The 19036-nt window shown below is 59.4% G+C and carries 16 protein-coding genes; 9 read left to right on the top strand and 7 right to left on the bottom strand.

Going from position 1 to position 19036, the window contains the following annotated elements; genetic code table 11:
* Positions 1 to 119 precede the first annotated feature (119 nt).
* From CL546_RS10280 to CL546_RS10250, 7 genes are all read left to right on the top strand, one after another.
* Positions 120 to 1322 carry a zinc-ribbon and DUF3426 domain-containing protein gene (locus tag CL546_RS10280; protein ID WP_290494699.1) on the top strand — a complete coding sequence of 401 codons (1203 nt, stop codon included), beginning with the start codon at positions 120 to 122 and terminating at the stop codon, positions 1320 to 1322.
* A gap of 127 nt (positions 1323 to 1449) precedes the next feature.
* A complete protein-coding gene (dusB, locus tag CL546_RS10275; RefSeq protein ID WP_290494697.1) occupies positions 1450 to 2490 on the top strand; it encodes a tRNA dihydrouridine synthase DusB in 1041 nt (346 codons plus the stop codon).
* Positions 2491 to 2534: 44 nt separating this feature from the next.
* Positions 2535 to 2819, top strand: coding sequence for a DNA-binding transcriptional regulator Fis (gene fis, locus CL546_RS10270; protein WP_007148571.1), 285 nt, complete (start codon positions 2535 to 2537; stop codon positions 2817 to 2819).
* A 165-nt stretch (positions 2820 to 2984) separates the two neighbouring features.
* Positions 2985 to 4553, top strand: a complete 1569-nt coding sequence (gene purH / locus CL546_RS10265; protein ID WP_290494694.1) for a bifunctional phosphoribosylaminoimidazolecarboxamide formyltransferase/IMP cyclohydrolase — start codon at positions 2985 to 2987, stop codon at positions 4551 to 4553.
* Between the two features lie 93 nt (positions 4554 to 4646).
* Positions 4647 to 5933 carry a phosphoribosylamine--glycine ligase gene (gene purD / locus CL546_RS10260; RefSeq protein WP_290494693.1) on the top strand — a complete coding sequence of 429 codons (1287 nt, stop codon included), beginning with the start codon at positions 4647 to 4649 and terminating at the stop codon, positions 5931 to 5933.
* A gap of 70 nt (positions 5934 to 6003) precedes the next feature.
* A complete protein-coding gene (locus CL546_RS10255) occupies positions 6004 to 7071 on the top strand; it encodes a cyclic nucleotide-binding domain-containing protein (RefSeq protein ID WP_290494692.1) in 1068 nt (355 codons plus the stop codon).
* Positions 7049 to 9829 carry a hybrid sensor histidine kinase/response regulator gene (locus tag CL546_RS10250; protein ID WP_290494691.1) on the top strand — a complete coding sequence of 927 codons (2781 nt, stop codon included), beginning with the start codon at positions 7049 to 7051 and terminating at the stop codon, positions 9827 to 9829. Before CL546_RS10255 ends, CL546_RS10250 begins: the two co-directional genes overlap by 23 nt.
* 92 nt (positions 9830 to 9921) lie before the next feature.
* Here the strand turns inward: CL546_RS10250 and CL546_RS10245 are convergent, their stop codons facing one another.
* The gene (locus tag CL546_RS10245) at positions 9922 to 11403 is read right to left on the bottom strand and encodes an AAA family ATPase (RefSeq protein ID WP_290494689.1); all 1482 of its coding nucleotides are present in this window, start codon (positions 11401 to 11403) and stop codon (positions 9922 to 9924) included.
* A 138-nt stretch (positions 11404 to 11541) separates the two neighbouring features.
* Between CL546_RS10245 and coq7 the strand changes: the two genes are divergently transcribed.
* The gene (gene coq7 / locus CL546_RS10240) at positions 11542 to 12204 is read left to right on the top strand and encodes a 2-polyprenyl-3-methyl-6-methoxy-1,4-benzoquinone monooxygenase (RefSeq protein ID WP_290494687.1); all 663 of its coding nucleotides are present in this window, start codon (positions 11542 to 11544) and stop codon (positions 12202 to 12204) included.
* Between the two features lie 260 nt (positions 12205 to 12464).
* On the opposite strand, the gene speD is transcribed toward coq7, so the two are convergent.
* Together speD and CL546_RS10230 are read right to left on the bottom strand one after the other, a co-directional pair.
* Positions 12465 to 13295: an adenosylmethionine decarboxylase gene (gene speD, locus CL546_RS10235; RefSeq protein WP_007149942.1), complete on the bottom strand. Its 831-nt coding sequence runs from the start codon at positions 13293 to 13295 to the stop codon at positions 12465 to 12467.
* Between the two features lie 124 nt (positions 13296 to 13419).
* On the bottom strand, positions 13420 to 13836 hold the full coding sequence (locus CL546_RS10230; RefSeq protein WP_011589301.1) for an OsmC family protein: 417 nt from the start codon (positions 13834 to 13836) through the stop codon (positions 13420 to 13422).
* Between the two features lie 325 nt (positions 13837 to 14161).
* Between CL546_RS10230 and crp the strand changes: the two genes are divergently transcribed.
* The gene (gene crp / locus CL546_RS10225) at positions 14162 to 14791 is read left to right on the top strand and encodes a cAMP-activated global transcriptional regulator CRP (RefSeq protein ID WP_007151459.1); all 630 of its coding nucleotides are present in this window, start codon (positions 14162 to 14164) and stop codon (positions 14789 to 14791) included.
* A 254-nt stretch (positions 14792 to 15045) separates the two neighbouring features.
* Here crp and trpC read toward each other — a convergent pair whose 3' ends face one another.
* The 4 genes from trpC to trpE are packed head-to-tail and all read right to left on the bottom strand — an operon-like array spanning position 15046 to position 18996.
* The gene (gene trpC, locus CL546_RS10220) at positions 15046 to 15840 is read right to left on the bottom strand and encodes an indole-3-glycerol phosphate synthase TrpC (RefSeq protein WP_063521419.1); all 795 of its coding nucleotides are present in this window, start codon (positions 15838 to 15840) and stop codon (positions 15046 to 15048) included.
* An 11-nt stretch (positions 15841 to 15851) separates the two neighbouring features.
* On the bottom strand, positions 15852 to 16904 hold the full coding sequence (trpD, locus tag CL546_RS10215; protein ID WP_063538916.1) for an anthranilate phosphoribosyltransferase: 1053 nt from the start codon (positions 16902 to 16904) through the stop codon (positions 15852 to 15854).
* Positions 16901 to 17503, bottom strand: a complete 603-nt coding sequence (locus tag CL546_RS10210) for an anthranilate synthase component II (protein ID WP_063519136.1) — start codon at positions 17501 to 17503, stop codon at positions 16901 to 16903. The genes trpD and CL546_RS10210 overlap by 4 nt, the downstream gene beginning before the upstream one ends.
* Positions 17503 to 18996, bottom strand: coding sequence for an anthranilate synthase component I (trpE, locus tag CL546_RS10205; protein WP_290494680.1), 1494 nt, complete (start codon positions 18994 to 18996; stop codon positions 17503 to 17505). Before trpE ends, CL546_RS10210 begins: the two co-directional genes overlap by 1 nt.
* Positions 18997 to 19036: the final 40 nt, after the last annotated feature.

Raw genomic sequence — 19036 nt, 5'->3', positions numbered from 1 at the left:
GGTTTTTCTGTAAAACATACCTGACCCATCTGCACGCACTGTAGGGATTCCGGGGTTGTGTGAAAGCCTGTCGCGTGCAGCATGTTGCATCTCGTCCAATAACAATTCAGGCGAAAGCCATGGCCACCCAATACAAGACGCGCTGCCCCCACTGTGCAGCCCAGTTCAAGATTACCGATGAACACCTGAAACAGGCACGCGGTGCAGTACGGTGTGGCTCTTGCCTGCAGATATTCCAGGCCAATGATTACCTGGTTGACCCCCCGGCACCGCAACAAGCCGCCCCGCAGGATCGCTGGGCCGGCGCGCTGGACGGCACCCACAGTGACGCAGCCTCTTCCGGGGACGAGCAGAAATTTGGCGACGATGACGGCGCTGACGCCGATGGCCTGAGCATTCAGGGCATGGAGTTAAGCGACTCGTTCATGAACCTGGATGCAGATGACCCCGCTGGTGGGCTGGGCGAAGACTTCGCCGACATGCATGGCGCCGGCCGGGCCAGCCACCATGAAAATGCCGACGAATCCTGGGCCGAAGCCCTGCTGCAGGAGCTGGAAGACGACGACCCCGCCGAGCCCACCCCCGGCGAAACAACCACGCCCGCTCCCGCCAGCCACTCAGCCCCTGAGCAGCCGGCAGTGCGCAAAACAACAGACACTCCAGCGCCAAAACAATCCCGACCGGCAGAGCCCGAGGACGACGATGACAGCCTGTTCGGTGGATTGGACCTGTTTGGCGATGACCTCTATGAAGAGCCCGTCCCCATCGGCAAGCCAGTGCGTGAACGTGACAACCATTTCCGCCAGCGCCGGGACTGGGGCGGCATGCTCAAGTGGACCTCCCTTTCGGTTATTGCCCTGGTCGTGCTGGTCGGCCAATACGCCTTCTTCAATTTCAATGACCTGGCCCGTAGCCCGCAATGGCGCCCCCTGTATCAGCAGGCCTGTGATGTGCTCGGCTGCCACCTGCCCAGCCGCTCAGACATCACCCAGCTACGTGGCGCCAATCTGGTGGTACGCAGCCACCCGAATTACGCCAACGCCCTGATTGTGGACGCTATCCTGTTCAATGAAGCCAAGTACCCCCAGCCCTTCCCGGAACTGGAACTGAGCTTCAGCGCCCTCAATGGCGGCCCCGTAGCCAGCCGACGCTTCACCCCACAGGAATACCTGCAAGGGGATCTGCTCGGCATGGAGACCATGCCCACACGCACCCCGCTGCATATCTCGCTGGAAATTGTGGACCCGGGCGACAAGGCAGTGAACTACAACCTGCGCCTGTTGCCGGCACCACAGCCCCGCGACCAGGTCAGTCAGCGCTAAACGCGCCTCGCACGCCTCATTCAATAGAAATCGATCGGCAGCCCGTCAGCTCATGGCAGGCTGCCCTTTCATCCCGGGCCGTCGATCTCTATCATTGTCCCCCCTTTTAGACACCCCAAACCGGCGCATGCAGATCGGACCCTATAACCTGCCCAATTCCCTGATTCTGGCCCCCATGGCCGGCGTCACGGATCGCCCTTTCCGGCGTTTGTGCAGGGACCTGGGGGCCGGCCTGCTGGTGTCGGAAATGGTGACCTCGGACACCCGTCTGTGGAACTCTCGAAAGTCTCGCCAACGGCTGGATCACAGCGGCGAACCGGGCCCCATTTCTGTGCAGATTGCCGGCGGCGAGCCGACCATGCTGGCAGAAGCGGCCCGCGCCAACGTGGACCACGGCGCCCAGATCATTGATATCAATATGGGCTGCCCGGCGAAAAAAGTGTGCAAGCGCGCCGCAGGGTCCGCCCTGCTGGCCGACCCGGATCTGGTCACCCGCATCCTGGATGCGGTGGTCAATGCGGTGGATGTCCCCGTCACCCTGAAAATCCGTACCGGCCCCGACCGCGATCAGCGCAATGCCCTGACCATTGCCCGCATCGCCGAAGCCGCCGGTATCCAGGCCCTCGCCATTCACGGGCGCACCCGCGCCGACAAGTTCAACGGAGACGCCGAATACACCACCATCAAGCAGGTGGTGGACGCGGTGAATATTCCGGTAATGGCTAACGGAGACGTGGATAGCCCGGAAAAAGCTAAACGGGTACTGGAATCCACCGGCGCCGGTGGTATCATGATCGGCCGCGCTGCTCAGGGTAACCCGTGGATCTTCCGGGACACCCTGTATTACCTCGAGCACGGCTCGCTGCCCGCAGCGCCGTTAGTAACGGAAGTCCATGACTGCGTGCAGCAGCACCTGTCCGAACTGCATCATTTTTATGGTGAGTTCATGGGGGTGCGTATCGCACGCAAGCACTTGGGCTGGTACACACAGAACCTGCCCGATGGGGAAGACTTCCGGCGCGGGTTTAACACACTGGAAAATGCCACCGACCAATGCGTGGCAATCGAGCAGTTTTTCCAACAGATCAGCGCCACTACCGACCGGGTTCGTTTCGGTCGTTATGGCGAGGTGTCTGCCCGGAAGAAAAACGGAGCCCTGGCCGCATGACCCTTTCTTCAGTTAACACAGCCGCTGCACGGACACTTACTGAAATGAACACCGCTGAAGCACGAAAGCAGCCGCATCTCACTATTGCGCGCAGTGAAACCCACGATACCTTGCGCAATTGTGTGCGACGTTCGTTAAACGATTATTTCAACCAGCTGGACGGCGAAGCCGTGAGCGAGCTCTACCCGATGGTACTGGCTGAGATGGAAATCCCCCTGCTTGAGAAAGTACTCGAGTACACCCGTGGTAACCAGACCAAAGCCGCCGAGCTGCTGGGCCTGAACCGCGGCACCTTGCGCAAGAAACTCAAGCAGTACGGCCTGCTGTAACAGCGGGCCAGGAAGAACCGGGGCAGTAGACACTACTGCCCTTTTTTTGTTTTTGGTCAACTCGATTTACGCAAACACGCTTCACGCCCCACGCCAATCCTGTTCGCACGCCAGCGCGTGCCAGCCTGATACGTGGCAGCGTGCAAGCATCACCAAAGGTGACTTATGAGCAACGCGGTTGAACGTGCACTGATCAGTGTTTCCGACAAAACGGGCATCGTCGAATTTGCCAAGGCCCTGGCCGGGCAGGGCGTGGAAATTCTTTCCACTGGCGGTACCTACAAGAAACTGCAGGACGAAGGCATCGCGGTACGCGAAGTCTCCGACTACACCGGTTTCCCGGAAATGATGGCCGGCCGGGTAAAAACCCTGCATCCGAAAGTGCACGGCGGCATCCTTGGCCGTCGCGGCCAGGATGAACAGGTCATGGCCGACAACGATATCAGCCGCATCGATCTGGTGGTGGTTAACCTGTACCCGTTCGAAGCCACCGTTGCCAACCCGGATTGCTCCCTGGAAGACGCCATCGAGAACATCGATATCGGTGGCCCGACCATGGTGCGTTCAGCAGCCAAGAATAATGCCAGCGTGGGCATCGTCACCAATGCCAGCGACTACCAGCGCGTACTCGACGACATGGCCGCCAACAACGGCGCCCTGTCCGACACGCTGCGCTTCGACCTGGCCATCAAGGCGTTCGAGCACACCGCCGCCTATGACAGCGCCATTGCCAACTACTTTGGCAAAAAAGTCGGTGAGAACAATCAGGACTTCCCGCGCACCATTAACCTGAACTTCGAAAAAACCCAGAACATGCGCTATGGCGAGAACCCTCACCAAAAAGCGGCTTTCTACACCGAGCGCAACCCGGCCCCGGCATCCATCGCCACCGCGAAACAGCTGCAGGGCAAGGAACTGAGCTACAACAACATTGCGGATACCGACGCCGCACTGGAATGCGTAAAAGGCTTCACCAAGCCGGCCTGCGTGATCGTCAAGCACGCCAATCCCTGCGGCGTGGCGGTCAGTCTGGACGGCATTACCACCGCCTATGATCTGGCCTTCGCCACCGATACCGAATCCGCCTTCGGCGGCATCATTGCCTTCAACCGCGAACTGGATGCCGCCACCGCCCAGGCCATCGTCGATCGCCAGTTTGTGGAAGTGATCATCGCCCCCAGCGCCACAGAAGAAGCGCTGGCCATCACCGCCGCCAAAAAGAATGTGCGGGTACTGGTGTGTGGTGAAATGGAGGGCGCAGAGGCTTCCGGACTGGACTACAAACGTGTCAACGGCGGCCTGCTGGTGCAGGACCGTGACCTTGGCATGATCACCGAAGGTGAGCTGAAAGTGGTCACCAAGCGTGCCCCCACCGAAGCGGAAATGCACGATCTGATCTTCGCCTGGAAAGTGGCCAAGTTCGTCAAATCCAATGCCATCGTCTACGCCAAAAATCGTCAGACGGTAGGCGTGGGCGCCGGCCAGATGAGCCGGGTGAACTCCGCGCGCATCGCCGCCATCAAGGCCGAGCACGCCGGTCTGCAGGTGGAAGGCTCGGTGATGGCATCCGATGCTTTCTTCCCCTTCCGCGACGGCATCGACAACGCCGCCAAGGTGGGCATCAGCTGCGTGATTCAGCCCGGCGGCTCAATCCGCGACGAAGAAGTCATCAAAGCCGCCGACGAAGCCGGCATGGCCATGGTCTTCACCGGCATGCGTCATTTCAGGCATTAACGCTTACACGCCGGCACGCTACACGCACCACGCTTTTTGCGTGCCAGCGTGAAGCGTGGTGCGTGCATGCACTCGAACGGAGTGAGAGAAATCATGAAGGTACTCATCATCGGCGGCGGTGGCCGCGAGCATGCGCTGGCCTGGAAAGTGGCGCAGGCAGAACAGGTTGAGACGGTTTTCGTGGCTCCCGGCAACGCCGGTACCGCCCGTGAAGCCAAGCTGGAAAACGTGGCCATCGATGTACTGGACCAGCCGGCCCTGCTGGCCTTCGCCAGGGACAACGGCATCGACCTGACCATCGTCGGCCCGGAAGCGCCACTGGTGGAAGGCCTGGTGGATGCCTTTCAGGAAAACGGCCTGAAGTGCTTTGGCCCCAGCAAGGCGGCCGCGCAGCTGGAGGGCTCCAAAGCCTTCACCAAGGATTTTCTGGCCCGCCAGAACATTCCCACCGGTGCCTACGGCAACTTCACGGACATGGACGAAGCGCTGGCCTACGTCCGTGAGCAGGGTGCCCCCATCGTCATCAAGGCCGACGGCCTGGCCGCCGGCAAGGGCGTGATCGTCGCCATGACTCTACAGGAAGCCGAAGACGCGGTCCGCGACATGCTGGACGGCAACAAGTTTGGCGATGCTGGCCACCGGGTGGTGGTGGAAGAGTTTCTGGAAGGCGAAGAAGCCAGCTTTATCGTCATGGTAGACGGCAAGAATGTATTGCCCATGGCCACCAGCCAGGATCACAAACGCGTTGGCGACGGCGACACCGGCCCCAACACCGGCGGTATGGGCGCTTACTCCCCGGCCCCGGTGGTCACCGATACGGTCTACCAGCGCATCATGGACGAGGTCATCACCCCCACCGTGGAAGGCATGGCCGCTGAAGGCATGCCCTACACCGGCTTCCTGTACGCGGGCCTGATGATCAGCCCCCAGGGCGCCCCCAAGGTGATCGAGTACAACTGCCGCTTCGGCGACCCGGAAACCCAGCCGATCCTGATGCGTCTGCAATCCGACTTGGCCGAGCTGTGCCTGGCCGCACTGGACGGCAAACTGGACCAGACCGACATCCAGTGGGACCCGCGCCCCACCCTCGGTGTGGTCATGGCCGCCGGCGGTTACCCGGACAGCTACAACAAGGGTGACGTGATCGAAGGGCTGGACCAGGCCGACTCCGACACGGTGAAAGTGTTCCACGCAGGCACCGCCGAGAAAGATGGCCAGGTGGTCACCAGTGGTGGCCGGGTCCTGTGTGTCACCGGCGTCGGCGACACCGTGGGCGAAGCTCAAGCCAACGCCTATGAGGGTGTGAAGCAGATCACATGGCGCGACGCCCAATACCGTTCCGACATCGGCTACCGTGCAGTGGCCCGCGAAAAAGCATAAAGTACAGGCAACTAAGAATTAAAGGTGAGCCGGACCCGGCTCACCCACCAACACACCTTCGGGGGTTGCCATGTCGAATCAAACGGCGGATATGTCACGTCTTGAGGATTTCATTCCTTTTGACTGCCTCAGCGAATCCCACCGCAATGAAATCCAGGGCCAAATTGAGGTCATCAAGATTGGTCCCGGTCGACTCCTGTTCAAGCGCGGCCAAAGCAGCGACAAGGCCTACTTTCTAGTCGAAGGCGCACTGGATCTCACCGACGCCAGTTTTCAGGTGCGCCATTTCACCGCCGACGACGATGAAAACTACCTGGCCATCGACAACTACGCCGAACACACCATCAACGCCATTACCGCCGAAACGACCACGCTCTACGCCATCGACCGCAACAAGCTGGACCTGCTGATGACCTGGACCCAGGCCGCCGAGTCCATGCTTGACGAAGACGACGATGAAAATGAGCGGGACTGGATGGACGCACTGCTTTCCTCGGAACTGTTCTCCGCAGTGCCCCCGGCCATGATTCACAGCCTGTTCGTGAAATTCGAGGAACGCGAAGTCCAGCTGGGTGAAACCATTGTCACCGAAGGCGAAGACGGCGACACCCTGTTCGTGATTAAACAAGGCAAAGCCATGGTCACCCGCGTCAAGGGCGCCAAGCAGGAAACCCTGGCTGCCCTTTCTGCCGGCCGTTTTTTCGGCGAAGACGCCCTGATCAGCGACAGCCCCCGCAACGCCACGATCACCATGACCAGCGATGGTGTGCTGATGTGCCTGGGTAAAAATGACTTTCAGGCTATTCTGCAGGACTCGGTCATTCGCCACGTCACCGAAGATGAGCTGGACACCATGGTGCTGGAAGCCGACACTGCCTGCATCCTGGTGGATGTGCGCCTGCCCATGGAATTCCGCCATGACCGCACCCCCGGTGCTCGCAACCTGCCGCTCAATGAATTACGCCGTGAAGTCCAGAACCTCGAGAAGGATTTTTTCTACGTGGTATGCGGTGACGGTCGACGTAGTGAGCTTGGAGCCTATATCCTCTCCGAAGCAGGCTTGAACGCCTATGTGCTTGACCGGGGAAAACCGACGGATGCAAAAGAAGAATCCCATGCTGAGGCTGAACAGGCCTGACTCTCTATTCTTTCTTCTGGTGCTGGCCCTGTGCGCCAGCGCCAATGCGGTCTTCGCAGACATCCCGCCGCCCTTCGTCGTCCATAGCCAGCCCGACCAGGCACGCATCACCATCTATTCCGAATATTACCGTGATGCCTCCGGCAACGCGGATATTGGCACCATCAGCCAACCCCCTGTTACCGGGCATTTCCAACCCGCCACACGCTATATCGAACGGCTGGGGATTCGCGCCGGCGCCTGGTGGGTGCGCGTCGCCCTGCAAAACGAACTGAGCAATAAACAGGACTACGCACTGATCCTCAAAGGCAACCCCAATGCCCGCGTATTCCTGCCCGGCGCCGATGGTCATTACATCCAGGCAAGCCAGGAGCAACGCATACCCGGCCGGGAGGCCAGCTACCGGCTACACCTGCCCGCCGGTGAACCACAGCTGATTTACCTGCAGCTCCAGCCCCAGGGCTATCTCACTTACGGCCTCACCCTGAACGGCATCAACGCCCAGGTGGCACAACAGAGCCACACCAACACCGTGTACATGCTGCTCGCCGGCGCCCTGCTGATTCTCGCCATCTACAACCTGATCGCCGGCGCCATGCGGGGCGGGAGCACCTACTTCTACCATTGCGGCTTTATTCTCTCCATCCTGACCATCAGCCTGGTGCTGGCCGGTTATCTTCCCCTGTCGCTCACCGAGAACAGCACCGTCCAGCCCCGTACCCTGTTCGTGATGATGATGGTCGCGCTGTTTTCCGCCACCGGGGTGGCGCGCTCCTTTTTCGATCTTTCCATCAAGGCCCCGCTTCTGCACCGCATCACGCTAATGCTCAAGTGGGGCGCGCTCGCCATCATTCCCCTGACGCTCGCACTCCCCATTGCCCTGGCCGCCAGCCTCAGCTTTGCCACCGTCAGCCTGGCCGCATTTATTCTGCTGGTTCTGGGCTACACCAGCTGGCATCGGGAACTGAATGGTGGCGGGTTATTTTTCCTGACCACTGTCCTGGTCAGCGGCCCTGCCCTGCTGGTTTGCCTGGCCTATCTGGGCATCTTGCAAACTAGCGCAGAACTGCCTCAATGGCTGCTGGCAACCACCGTGCTGGAAGCCGTCACCCTTGGCATCGGCTTGCGGGTCAGCCATCGCCATCAAGCACTTCTAAACATCGAACAACAGCGCTCACAGGCCGTCGCGGAAACCGTGGATGCCACACGCCGGGAAACCCTGTCCCGGATTGGCCATGATGTGCGCACCCCGCTCAGCGGCATCCTCGGCATGGCGGAGATCCTTGCCGACACCCCGCTGACCCCCAACCAACGCGAGTGCGTCGGCGCTATTCAAAACGCCGGTGACAACCTGCTGCGCATCATCAACGATGTCCTGGAGCACTCGCAGCTCTCCACCCGCGGCACCGACATCAACCACAGCGCACTGGATATTCATGACCTGGTCATGGAAGCCGTTGATCTATTCAAGGAACGGGCGGAAGAAAAGCAGATAGAACTGATCACCCATGTGCACACCAATGTGCCGGGCCGGGTGGTTGGCGATGCCGGCCGCTTGCGCCAGATTCTCACCAACCTGACGGGGGCCTTGATTCGCCATGGCCACCCCGGGGAAATGGTGGTGGACGTTTCCATGGAACCCACCGGACAGGCCGACCGCGTTCGTTTTGGTTTCACCGGCAGCGCCATGAACGAGGAAACCTTCAAACGCTTGCGGGACAACCAGAAGCAAAACGAGAGCAGCCACCTGAGCCTGGCCATTGCCGAACAATTAGTGGAAGCCCTGGGTGGGCGCATGGGCACCCTGCAGGATCATAAGGAGGTGCATTACTGGTTCGTGGTGCCACTACCGGCCGAAGATGCCCCCACACCAAGCTCCAACGTGGACACAACCGCGCTCTCCGGGCGTAGCCTGTTGGTAGTGGACGACTCCAGCACCGTAACCCGGGTATTGCGCCACCACGCCCTCTCGTGGGGCATGCGCGTCACCGCCTGCCACGACCCACGCGAGGCCCTCGCATCCCTGCGCACCCAGGCCAATATCAACGAGCCTTACGATATCGTTGTCCTCGATCACCACATGCCTGGCATGGACGGCATGCAGCTGGCTGCCCGCATCCATGAAGACCCGGTCATTGTGCACCCCACCGTGCTCGTCATGCTCACCGGCATCAACAATGCGCCCACCGCCACCCAGGCCCGCAACGTGGGCATTCACCGTGTGCTGTCCAAGCCCGTCTCCGCGCCGCGACTGCGCCAGGCACTGGCAGAAGAATTAGGCTTGGGGCATCCGTCGATGCCAGAACACAGCAGACCACAACACCAGCCGGACCCGGGGCTGAAACTGCTGGTGGCAGAAGACCATTACCTGAGCCAGAAGGTGATTCGCGGCATGCTGGGCAAATTGGGCCTGAAGGCGGATATCGCCTCCAACGGCAAGGAAGCGCTAGAGCTGGCCAGCAGCACGCGCTACGACCTGATCCTGATGGATTGCGAAATGCCGGAAATGGATGGCTTTGAGGCCACCCGGATGATCCGGGCACAGGAGCAGAAACAGGCGCTTCCTGCCGTCCCCATTGTGGCCCTGACGGCCCATATCCTGCGTGAGCACAAGGACCGCAGCCTGGCAGCGGGCATGAACGCCCACCTGCCCAAGCCGGTGGAATTAAATGTGCTGCGCGAAACGCTGGTGCGCTTTACCCGCCCCGACGCCACCGATTCGGACTCATGGATCGCCAACGACGAAAAGCGCGACTGAACGAGCTGAACTCAGCAACCCGCAGCAGCGCAGGCAAAACCGCCGCCACATAAGCAGCAAGCAGGCTCTGCTCCGACCCCGCCAACCGGGGATCAAGCACCGGCACTGACCGCTCGCCCCTGGCACCATTGCCGTAGCCGCGCCAGTGATTCCGCCATGGTCACCGACAGCGGTACGGTCGCGGCCAGCTCGGCTTCCAGCAAGGCCTGATCCAGTGGCTGATCCCCGGCTCCCGCGCTATACAATCCGGCCACCACCGCCTGCTCGATCTCAGCGCCAGTAAAGCCATCGCTGTGCTCCGCCAGCCGAGCCAGATCGAACGCTGACGCTGCTTGTCCACGCTTTTCCAGATGGATCCGGAAGATCACTTCCCGCACCTCAGTGGATGGCAAATCCACAAAGAAGATCTCGTCCAGACGCCCCTTGCGGATCAATTCCGGCGGCAATCGCTCAATATCGTTGGCGGTGGCGACCATAAACACCTGACTGCGGTTTTCCGCCATCCAGGTAAGCAACGTGCCAAGCACCCGGCGGGAGGTACCACCATCGTTATCGCCAACCGCAATCCCTTTCTCAATTTCATCGATCCACAACACACAGGGCGACATGGTTTCCGCCATGGCCAACGCCTCGCGCACATTACGCTCGGATTCCCCGAAGAATTTGTTGTAGATAGCCCCCATATCCAGGCGCAGCAACGGCAGCCCCCAAAGCCCGGCCACCGATTTGGCCGCCAGGCTTTTACCGCCGCCCTGCACGCCCACCAGCATTACCCCACGGGGCGAGTCGATACCTTCACCCTGATTGCCATGGAAGGCACTTTCACGCTTGCCCAGCCAGTCTTTCAGACCCTGCAACCCGCCCACATTAGCAAAGCTGTCAGTGTCGTATTCGTAGCTCAGTACGCCGTCCATTTCCATCAATGCAAACTTGGCTTTGTTCACCTCCGGCAGGTCCGCCTCGGTGATGGCGCCATCGTGGATAATCGCCCCACGGGCCAGCTTACGGGCATCTTCCACGCTCAAGCCACGCAGGTTGCGCACCAGCCGGTCCAGCGAGGCCCGGTCCGCGCGCACCCGTTCGCCCCGCTCTTTCTTGAAACGGCGCGCTTCGTCCTGAACGATGTGCTCCAACTGCTTTTCATCGGGCATGGACAGGCTGAAGCGAGTGCAATAACGGCGCAGTTCCGCGGGAATGGTCAATTCATGGCTGATCAGCACCAGAGTGTGATGCAGGCGCTCATGGTGCAGGGCGATTTCCTTGAGCAACCGGACGTGCTTTGGCTCACCGTCCAGATAAGGGTGCAGATCACACAGCGCATAGATCCCCGGCTCATTGGTACCGCGAATCTGTCCCAGCATGGCATCCGGTTCAATGGTGTGTTTCTGGCTGGGACTGTCTTCCAGTTCCAGTCGGCGCAGGCCATCCACCGCATTCCAGCCAAACACCGGTCGCCCCTCTCGCATCCCCAGGCGGCGAATCAAATCCAGCGCCCGCAGCTCCTCCCAGGTTTCAATCACCACGATGGGATAGCGGGACTCAAGCAGCATTTTCAGGTCGTTCAGATCACTCATTGTTTTATGCCTGCACGCCTCACGCTTCACGCTGGCATGCAACGCCCTTCTTGTTTTGAGGGCTCTTAGGCTACACTAGATCTCCCATTTCTTTCAGCATGCAAGCATGTTGTGTGTTTGCATGCAGCGCTGATAACTATGACTGAACGCCGACTGTCACCTCTGGATCGCCTGCTGGCCCGTGCCGACAATGCCCTGCGCACCCTCACGCCCGGCACCGTACAGGCCGAACGCAGCCCCACGTCCTCGCCTACCGGTCCCGGCAGCGACATACAGCCGGGCACACTGCCCGGCGACCAGCGCCGCCATGTGCTTGGATTGATGCGCATTAACCATACCGGCGAGGTGTGTGCCCAGGCGCTTTATCAGGGTCAGGCCAGCACCGCCAGCCTGCCGCATATCCGCCATGCCATGGAAGAATCCGCTCGGGAAGAGGAAGACCACCTGGCCTGGTGTGAAGAGCGCATTCAGGAACTGGGCGGCGGGCCCAGCAAACTCAATCCGCTGTTCTATGCCATGAGCTATGCGGTAGGCGCTACCGCCGGGTTGATTGGTGATCGCTGGAGCCTGGGCTTCGTGACAGAAACGGAAAATCAGGTGGTCAAACACCTGGAATCCCATCTCTATCAGGTACCGGAAAGCGACCTGCGCACCCGGGCCATTCTCGAGCAAATGAAAACCGACGAGCTCAAACACGCCGTCACCGCCAAAGACGCCGGCGGCGCCGACCTGCCTCTGCCCGTACGCCACGCCATGACGCTGATGAGCAAGGTGATGACCTTTACCACCTACCGGATCTAACCAACGCTTCAAGAATTTCACCTGTAGGAGCACATCTTGAGGTGCGAACCACGCGTAGCGTGAAATCGGCCGAAGGACGATCAGGCATTCCAGATAGAAAAATCTGTCGAATCCTGAAAGGGTTGTTGCCTCGCTGTCGCTCGGTTCGCACCTCGAGTGGTGCTCCTACAGCGGCTTCGCAGCCAACAACAAAAAGGCCGCACCCAAGGTGCGGCCTTTTTGTTTTGCGTGTCGCATGCAGCGTGAAGCGTGCTGCGGGTTTAACCTAGGTTGCGGCTGTAGAAAATCTCCAGCATCTCTGTGCGCAAACGCTCTTCGATCTGATCCAGTTCTTCCTGCTCGAACTCATCACTACCCGCACCAAACAGATAGTTATCGATATCGAAGTCCTTCAGCAGCATCTTGGTGTGGAAGATATTTTCCTGATACACATTCACGTCGATCATCTGATAGGCGTTCTGGGTATCTTCGGTCAGGAAGTTCTGGATGGAATTGATGTCGTGATCAATAAAGTGCTTGGTGCCATCCAGATCCCGGGTCATGCCACGCACCCGATAGTCCACGGTAACGATATCGGAATCGAAACTGTGGATCAGGTAATTCAACGCACGTAGCGGGGAAATCACACCACAGGTGGAGACATCCACATCCACTCGAAACGTGGAAATACCGTTATCTGGATGGGATTCCGGATAGGTATGCACCGTCACATGACTCTTGTCCAGGTGAGCCACCACCGTCTCCGGCAACGGGCCCGGCGCTTCTTCGTCCCAGTCAGACCCATCCGGCGGGGTTTCATGCTCGGCGATCAGCATGGTCACACTGGCACCCTGCGGATCGTAATCCTGGCGGGCCACATTCAAAATGTTGGCACCAATGATTTTGGTCACGTTGGTGAGAATCTCAGTGAGACGCTCCGCGTTATACAGCTCGTCAATATATTCGATATATTCCTGACGATGCTGCTCGGTCTTCGCGTAAGCAATATCGAAAATATTGAAGCTCAAGGATTTGGTCAGGTTGTTGAAACCATGAACCGTAATCTTGGGATTGGGATCTTTCACCACAGCCGTACCCCATGGGCGTTTCATCGCCACGTTAAGACAAACACACCACCGCACCCCGTGCGGCTACCTTGTTTGCAACATCCCGAAGGACGCCGCGAATCACCGGCCAGGCCGGCATATTGCGTTACTGAGGCACCCACCGGGCACCTCAGCCTTCAATGGTATAACTATGGGTGATCTCGACACCACCGCGTGTCAGCATAATGCTGGCAGAGCAGTATTTCTCTGCCGACAACTCAACCGCCCGTTTCACATGGGCTTCCTTGAGGCTGTTGCCGCTGACAATAAAGTGCAGGTGGATCTTGCTGAACACCGCCGGCACTTCATCGGCCCGCTCGGCAGTCAGCTCGCAGCGGCAATCAGTCACGTCCTGTCGGGATTTCTTGAGAATATGGATCACATCAAAGGAGGAACAGCCGCCCACGCCCAGTAGCAGGGTTTCCATGGGGCGCGGCCCACGGTTCTGGCCACCGTGATCCGGCGGGCCATCCATCAGCACCTTGTGGCCGCTTTCGGTTTCCGCTTCATAGCAGGCTTCGCCCTGCCACTTAACCACTGCTTTCATGGTGATCTCCTGGTCTGTCACCCCATCTCAAACGCAGGCCGAACGCCTGATTGCGCCCACCCCGGAAGGGGGCGCAGAGTACCATAGCACGGGGGCTGCGCCACCCCTTTCAGGGTAGGTCGATGGGAATAATTTACCGATATATCACCAACCCGGAAAATCGGCGTATCTGGCCGAAAACCCGTTACTTAATCCGGGTTTAGCTACCGCCTGCCCTGTGAAAATCGAGAGTGAGAGCCAGTTCCCTTGGCATAACTCATAAAAACAGGCAATATCCATACGCTTATTGGCTAAGACATTTTTCTGGCTTCAAGACTGAGCGCCCATGACTGACGGCAACAAAATTATTCCAAATCTGGACCACTTCCTGGCCCATTGCCACCGCCGTAAATACCCGGCGAAAAGCACCATTATCTATGCCGGCGATGAATCGGATGCGCTGTATTACATCCTGAAAGGCTCTGTGACGGTCATGATCGAGGACGACGATGGTCGCGAAATGATCATGGCGTATCTCAATGAAGGGGATTTCTTCGGTGAAATGGGGCTGTTTGAAAACGACCCCTCGCGTTCCGCCTGGGTGAAAGCCAAGAGCGAATGCGAAGTCGCGGAGGTGAGCTATGCCAAATTCCGGCAGCTGGCCCGCGAAGACGCCGACATCCTGTTCACGGTGTCCGCCCAGATCGCTGGCCGCCTGCGTGCCACCACCCGCAAGGTGGGGGACCTGGCATTCCTGGATGTGACTGGCCGTGTTGCAGGCACCCTGCTGGACCTGTGCAAGCAGCCCGATGCCATGACGCACCCGGACGGCATGCAGATCAAGGTCACCCGCCAGGAAATCGGCCGCATTGTCGGCTGCTCCCGGGAAATGGTGGGCCGGGTACTCAAGAACCTGGAGGAACAGGGTCTGGTCTCCGTAAAAGGCAAGACCATGGTGGTGTACGGGACGCGGTAAAAATTGACAGTTGATAGTGGACAATTGACAGCGTCACGGACGAGATCACTGGTTCATTAAAGCAAAGAGGCCGCGCCCAATCGATTGGGCGCGGCCTCTTTGTATTTCAGGGTCGGATGTAGGTCGAATTCACCCAAGGGCACAGAGAGCCTGAAAGGCGTAATCCGACAACCCAATCCTCTCACCCAAAGCGACTTGCCGGCTTACGCCGCTGCGCGGCTAAGCCGACCGACAAAAGCACGCAACCTTTGCGCTCAGAAGAACAACTTCTTGAGTTCAGCACCCGGGTCTTCAGCGCGCATGAAGGCTTCGCCGACCAGAAAACTGTGGATGCCGCTCTTGCGCATCAATTGCACGTCAGCGCTGCTGTGGATACCACTTTCAGTCACCACCATGCGATCACCCGGCACTTGTTGTGCCAGCGTCAGCGTGGTGTCCAGGCTGGTTTCAAACGTGTGCAGGTTACGGTTATTGATACCGATCAGCTCGGCGTTCAAGGCTACCGCCCGGTGCAGCTCTTCTTCGGTATGAACCTCCACCAGCACATCACAGCCGGCCCGCTGGGCAGCATGATACAGCTCATTCATCTGGGCATCAGACAGCGCCGCAGCGATCAGCAGCACCGCATCCGCCCCCATGGCCCGGGACTCGAAAACTTGCCACGGATCGATCATGAAATCCTTGCGTAACACCGGCAGATCCACCGCGTTGCGGGCAGCACGCAAATAATGCTCATCGCCCTGGAAAAAATCCTTGTCGGTGAGCACCGACAGGCAGGCTGCGCCGTTAGCTTCGTAACTACGGGCAATCGACACCGGGTCGAAATCATCGCGGATCACACCTTTACTGGGTGACGCCTTCTTGATTTCGGCAATTACCGCCGGCTGGTGATCTCTCACCCGGTCGAACAGGCTGGCAATAAACCCCCGCGCCTTGCGCTGGTTTTCTGCCATGGATTGCAAATCGCCCAAGGTGTAATTGTTCTTGCCGATGGCAATCTCTTCCTGCTTGCGGGCGATAATCTTGTCGAGAATAGTGCCTGTGCTCATAACCTCGCTCCTTATGCTGATTCGTCGCCAACCTTGAGGGCGGTGCTGAACTGAGCCAGCTCGCGCATACGCTCTGCCGCCTCTCCATTGTGGATCAGGTCTTCGGCCATGCGTACCCCCTCTTTGTGAGTCCGGGTAACACCGCTGACATAAATGGCTGCGCCAGCGTTAAGGGCGATCATGTCCGCCGCCTTGTTGGCCGCTTCCGTGGTGCGCTTGCTGAACGCGTCCTTGATCAGCGCCAGGGACGCCGCCGGGTCGGTCACATCCAGGCCCACCAGAGAATCGGATTCCAGCCCCAGATCTTCCGGTGTCAGGTCGTACTCCTGGACTTCACCGTCCTTGAATTCCGCCACATGGGTGCGCGCCGCCAGGCTGATCTCATCCAGACCATCCTTGCTGTGCACCACCATGATGTGCTCTCCACCCAGGCGCCCCATCACTTCCGCCAGGGGGCGACAAAGCTTTTCCGAGAACACCCCCATGACCAGGCGCTGCACGCCGGCCGGGTTGGTCATCGGGCCAAGAATATTGAACAGGGTGCGCATACCCAGCTCCTTGCGCGGCCCTACGGCGTATTTCATGGCCTTATGGTGATTCGGCGCAAACATGAACCCCACGCCTACGCTATCGACACACTTGCCAATCTGCGCCGGGTTCAGGTCCAGTGCAATACCTGCCGCTTCCAACAGGTCCGCCGAGCCACTCTGGGAGCTGACCGAGCGCCCGCCATGTTTGGCCACGTGCGCACCGGCGGCAGCGGCCACAAAACTGCTGGCCGTGGAGACATTAAACAAGTTCGCGCCATCACCACCGGTACCAACGATATCGACCAGATACTGGCGGTTTTCCACACTCACCCCGGTGACCAGCTCACGCATCACCATGGCCGCGCCGGTGATTTCGTCCAGGGATTCACTTTTCATCCGCAGACCCATCATCAGCGCACCTATTTGTGCATCCGTGGCACCACCGGTCATCACCTGGCTCATCACATCGCGCATTTCCTCAATGCTCAGGTCAATCTGATCGACCACCTTGGCCAGCGCTTCCTGAATATTCATGCCGCATCCCCCTGCTCATCGTGCTTCAAAAAATTCTCAAGCAGGGCATGACCGTGCTCACTCAGTATGGATTCAGGATGATACTGAACCCCTTCAATGGGCAGGGTCTTGTGACGCATCCCCATAACCTCATCCACACTGCCATCGTCTTTCAAGGTCCACGCGGTCATTTCCAGGCAGTCCGGCAAACTGTCTTTTTCGACGACCAGCGAGTGGTAGCGGGTGGCGGTATAGGGCGATGGCAAATGCCGAAACACGCCTTTGCCGCTGTGGTATATCGGCGAGGTTTTACCGTGCATCACCTGCCGGGCCCGCACCACCTGGCCACCAAACGCTTGGCCAATGCTCTGGTGCCCCAGACACACGCCCAGAATTGGCAGTTTGCCGGCAAAGTGCTTGATAGCAGCGATGGAGATACCCGCCTCATTGGGCGTACAAGGGCCGGGAGAGATCATCAGGCGATCCGGGTTCAAGGCTTCAATCTCTTCCAGGCCAATCTGGTCGTTGCGATGCACCAGCACCTCGGCCCCCAGCTCCTGCAGATACTGCACCAGGTTGTAGGTAAAGCTGTCGTAATTATCGATCATCAGCACGCGCATTATCGCTGCCCTCCGTCTGCCAGGTTGAGACCACCCAATGCCATGTTCACCGCCCGGAACACGGCCCGGGCCTTGTTCATGGTCTCGTCCCATTCGGATTGCGGCACAGAATCGGCAACGATGCCGGCCCCGGCCTGCACGTACAGACGCTGGTCCTTGATCACGGCGGTACGGATGGCGATCGCCGTATCCATGTCACCGTTGAAGCCAATATAGCCAACCGCGCCACCATAGACGCCGCGCTTGGTAGGCTCCAGCTCGTCAATGATTTCCATGGCGCGAATCTTGGAGGCTCCGCTCAGGGTGCCAGCCGGGAAGGTCGCCCGCAGCACATCCAGCGGCCCCAGCTCTTCACGCAGCTCGCCTTCCACGTTGGATACGATATGCATCACGTGGGAGTAGCGCTCCACTACCATTTTGTCGGAAACGTCCACCTTGCCCGCCTTGGAGACCCGACCGATGTCGTTGCGCCCCAGATCGATCAGCATCAGGTGCTCGGCGATTTCCTTGGGGTCCGCCAACAAGTCTTTCTCCAGTGCCTGGTCTTCTGCCTCATTGGCACCGCGTTTGCGCGTGCCGGCCAAGGGCCGCACGGTGATGCGCCCTTGCTCAGCGCGGGCCAGAATTTCCGGCGACGACCCGGCAATATGGAAATCGTCCAGATCCAGATAAAACATATAAGGGGACGGATTCAGGTAACGCAGGGCGCGGTACAGATCCAGCGCCGGCGCCTGGAACGGGCAGCTCATGCGCTGGGAGGGCACAACCTGCATCACGTCGCCCGCCAGAATGTACTCGCGAATGGTTTCCACACCGGCCTTGAACGCCGCTTCCGGAAATTCATTGTGGAAATCGTTCTCGTCCACCGGTTCGCCGTACACCGTGTGCTCCGGCTCCGGCAGCGGGGAACGCAGCTGGGCCTCCAACGCATCGAGGCGCTGCTCGGCACGCATCAACACCCCCTCTTCCTTCGGGTCCACATGCACCACCAGGAAAAGCGCACCGCGCAGGTTATCGAAGACCACCACTTCCTCGGACCGCATCAGCAGGATATCGGGCACACCCAGCACGTCCTCCCCGGGCGCCGGGCCCAGGCGTGGCTCGAAAAAACGCACGCTGTCATAACCGAAGTACCCCACCAGGCCACCGTTGAAACGGGGCAAATTGGGCAGGTCCGGGCTGCGATAGGCTTGCCGATACGTCTCGACCCAGGCAATGGGGTCAGCCACGTCCTGCTGCTGACGCCCGTCGGGGCCATCCACCTGCACATGCTGCCCGGTAATCCGCACCACCTCCGTGGCTGGCAGGCCGATAATCGAATAACGCCCCCAGCGCTCGCCACCCTGCACCGATTCAAACAGGTAGGTGTAAGGGCCTGACGCCAGTTTGCGATAGGCCGACAACGGGGTATCCAGATCCGCCAGCACCTCGCGAACCACCGGCACACGGGTATAGCCCTGCCGGGCAAATTGATCCAATTCTTGTGGTGACATGATTGTCCTTAGCATTTCGCTACGGCCCGACTCTCGGGCG

The organism is Alcanivorax sp., from assembly GCF_002726155.1.
Classification (GTDB): domain Bacteria; phylum Pseudomonadota; class Gammaproteobacteria; order Pseudomonadales; family Alcanivoracaceae; genus Alcanivorax.
The sequence above is the reverse complement of the archived record's forward strand: the minus strand, read 5'-3'. Positions and strand labels throughout refer to the sequence as shown.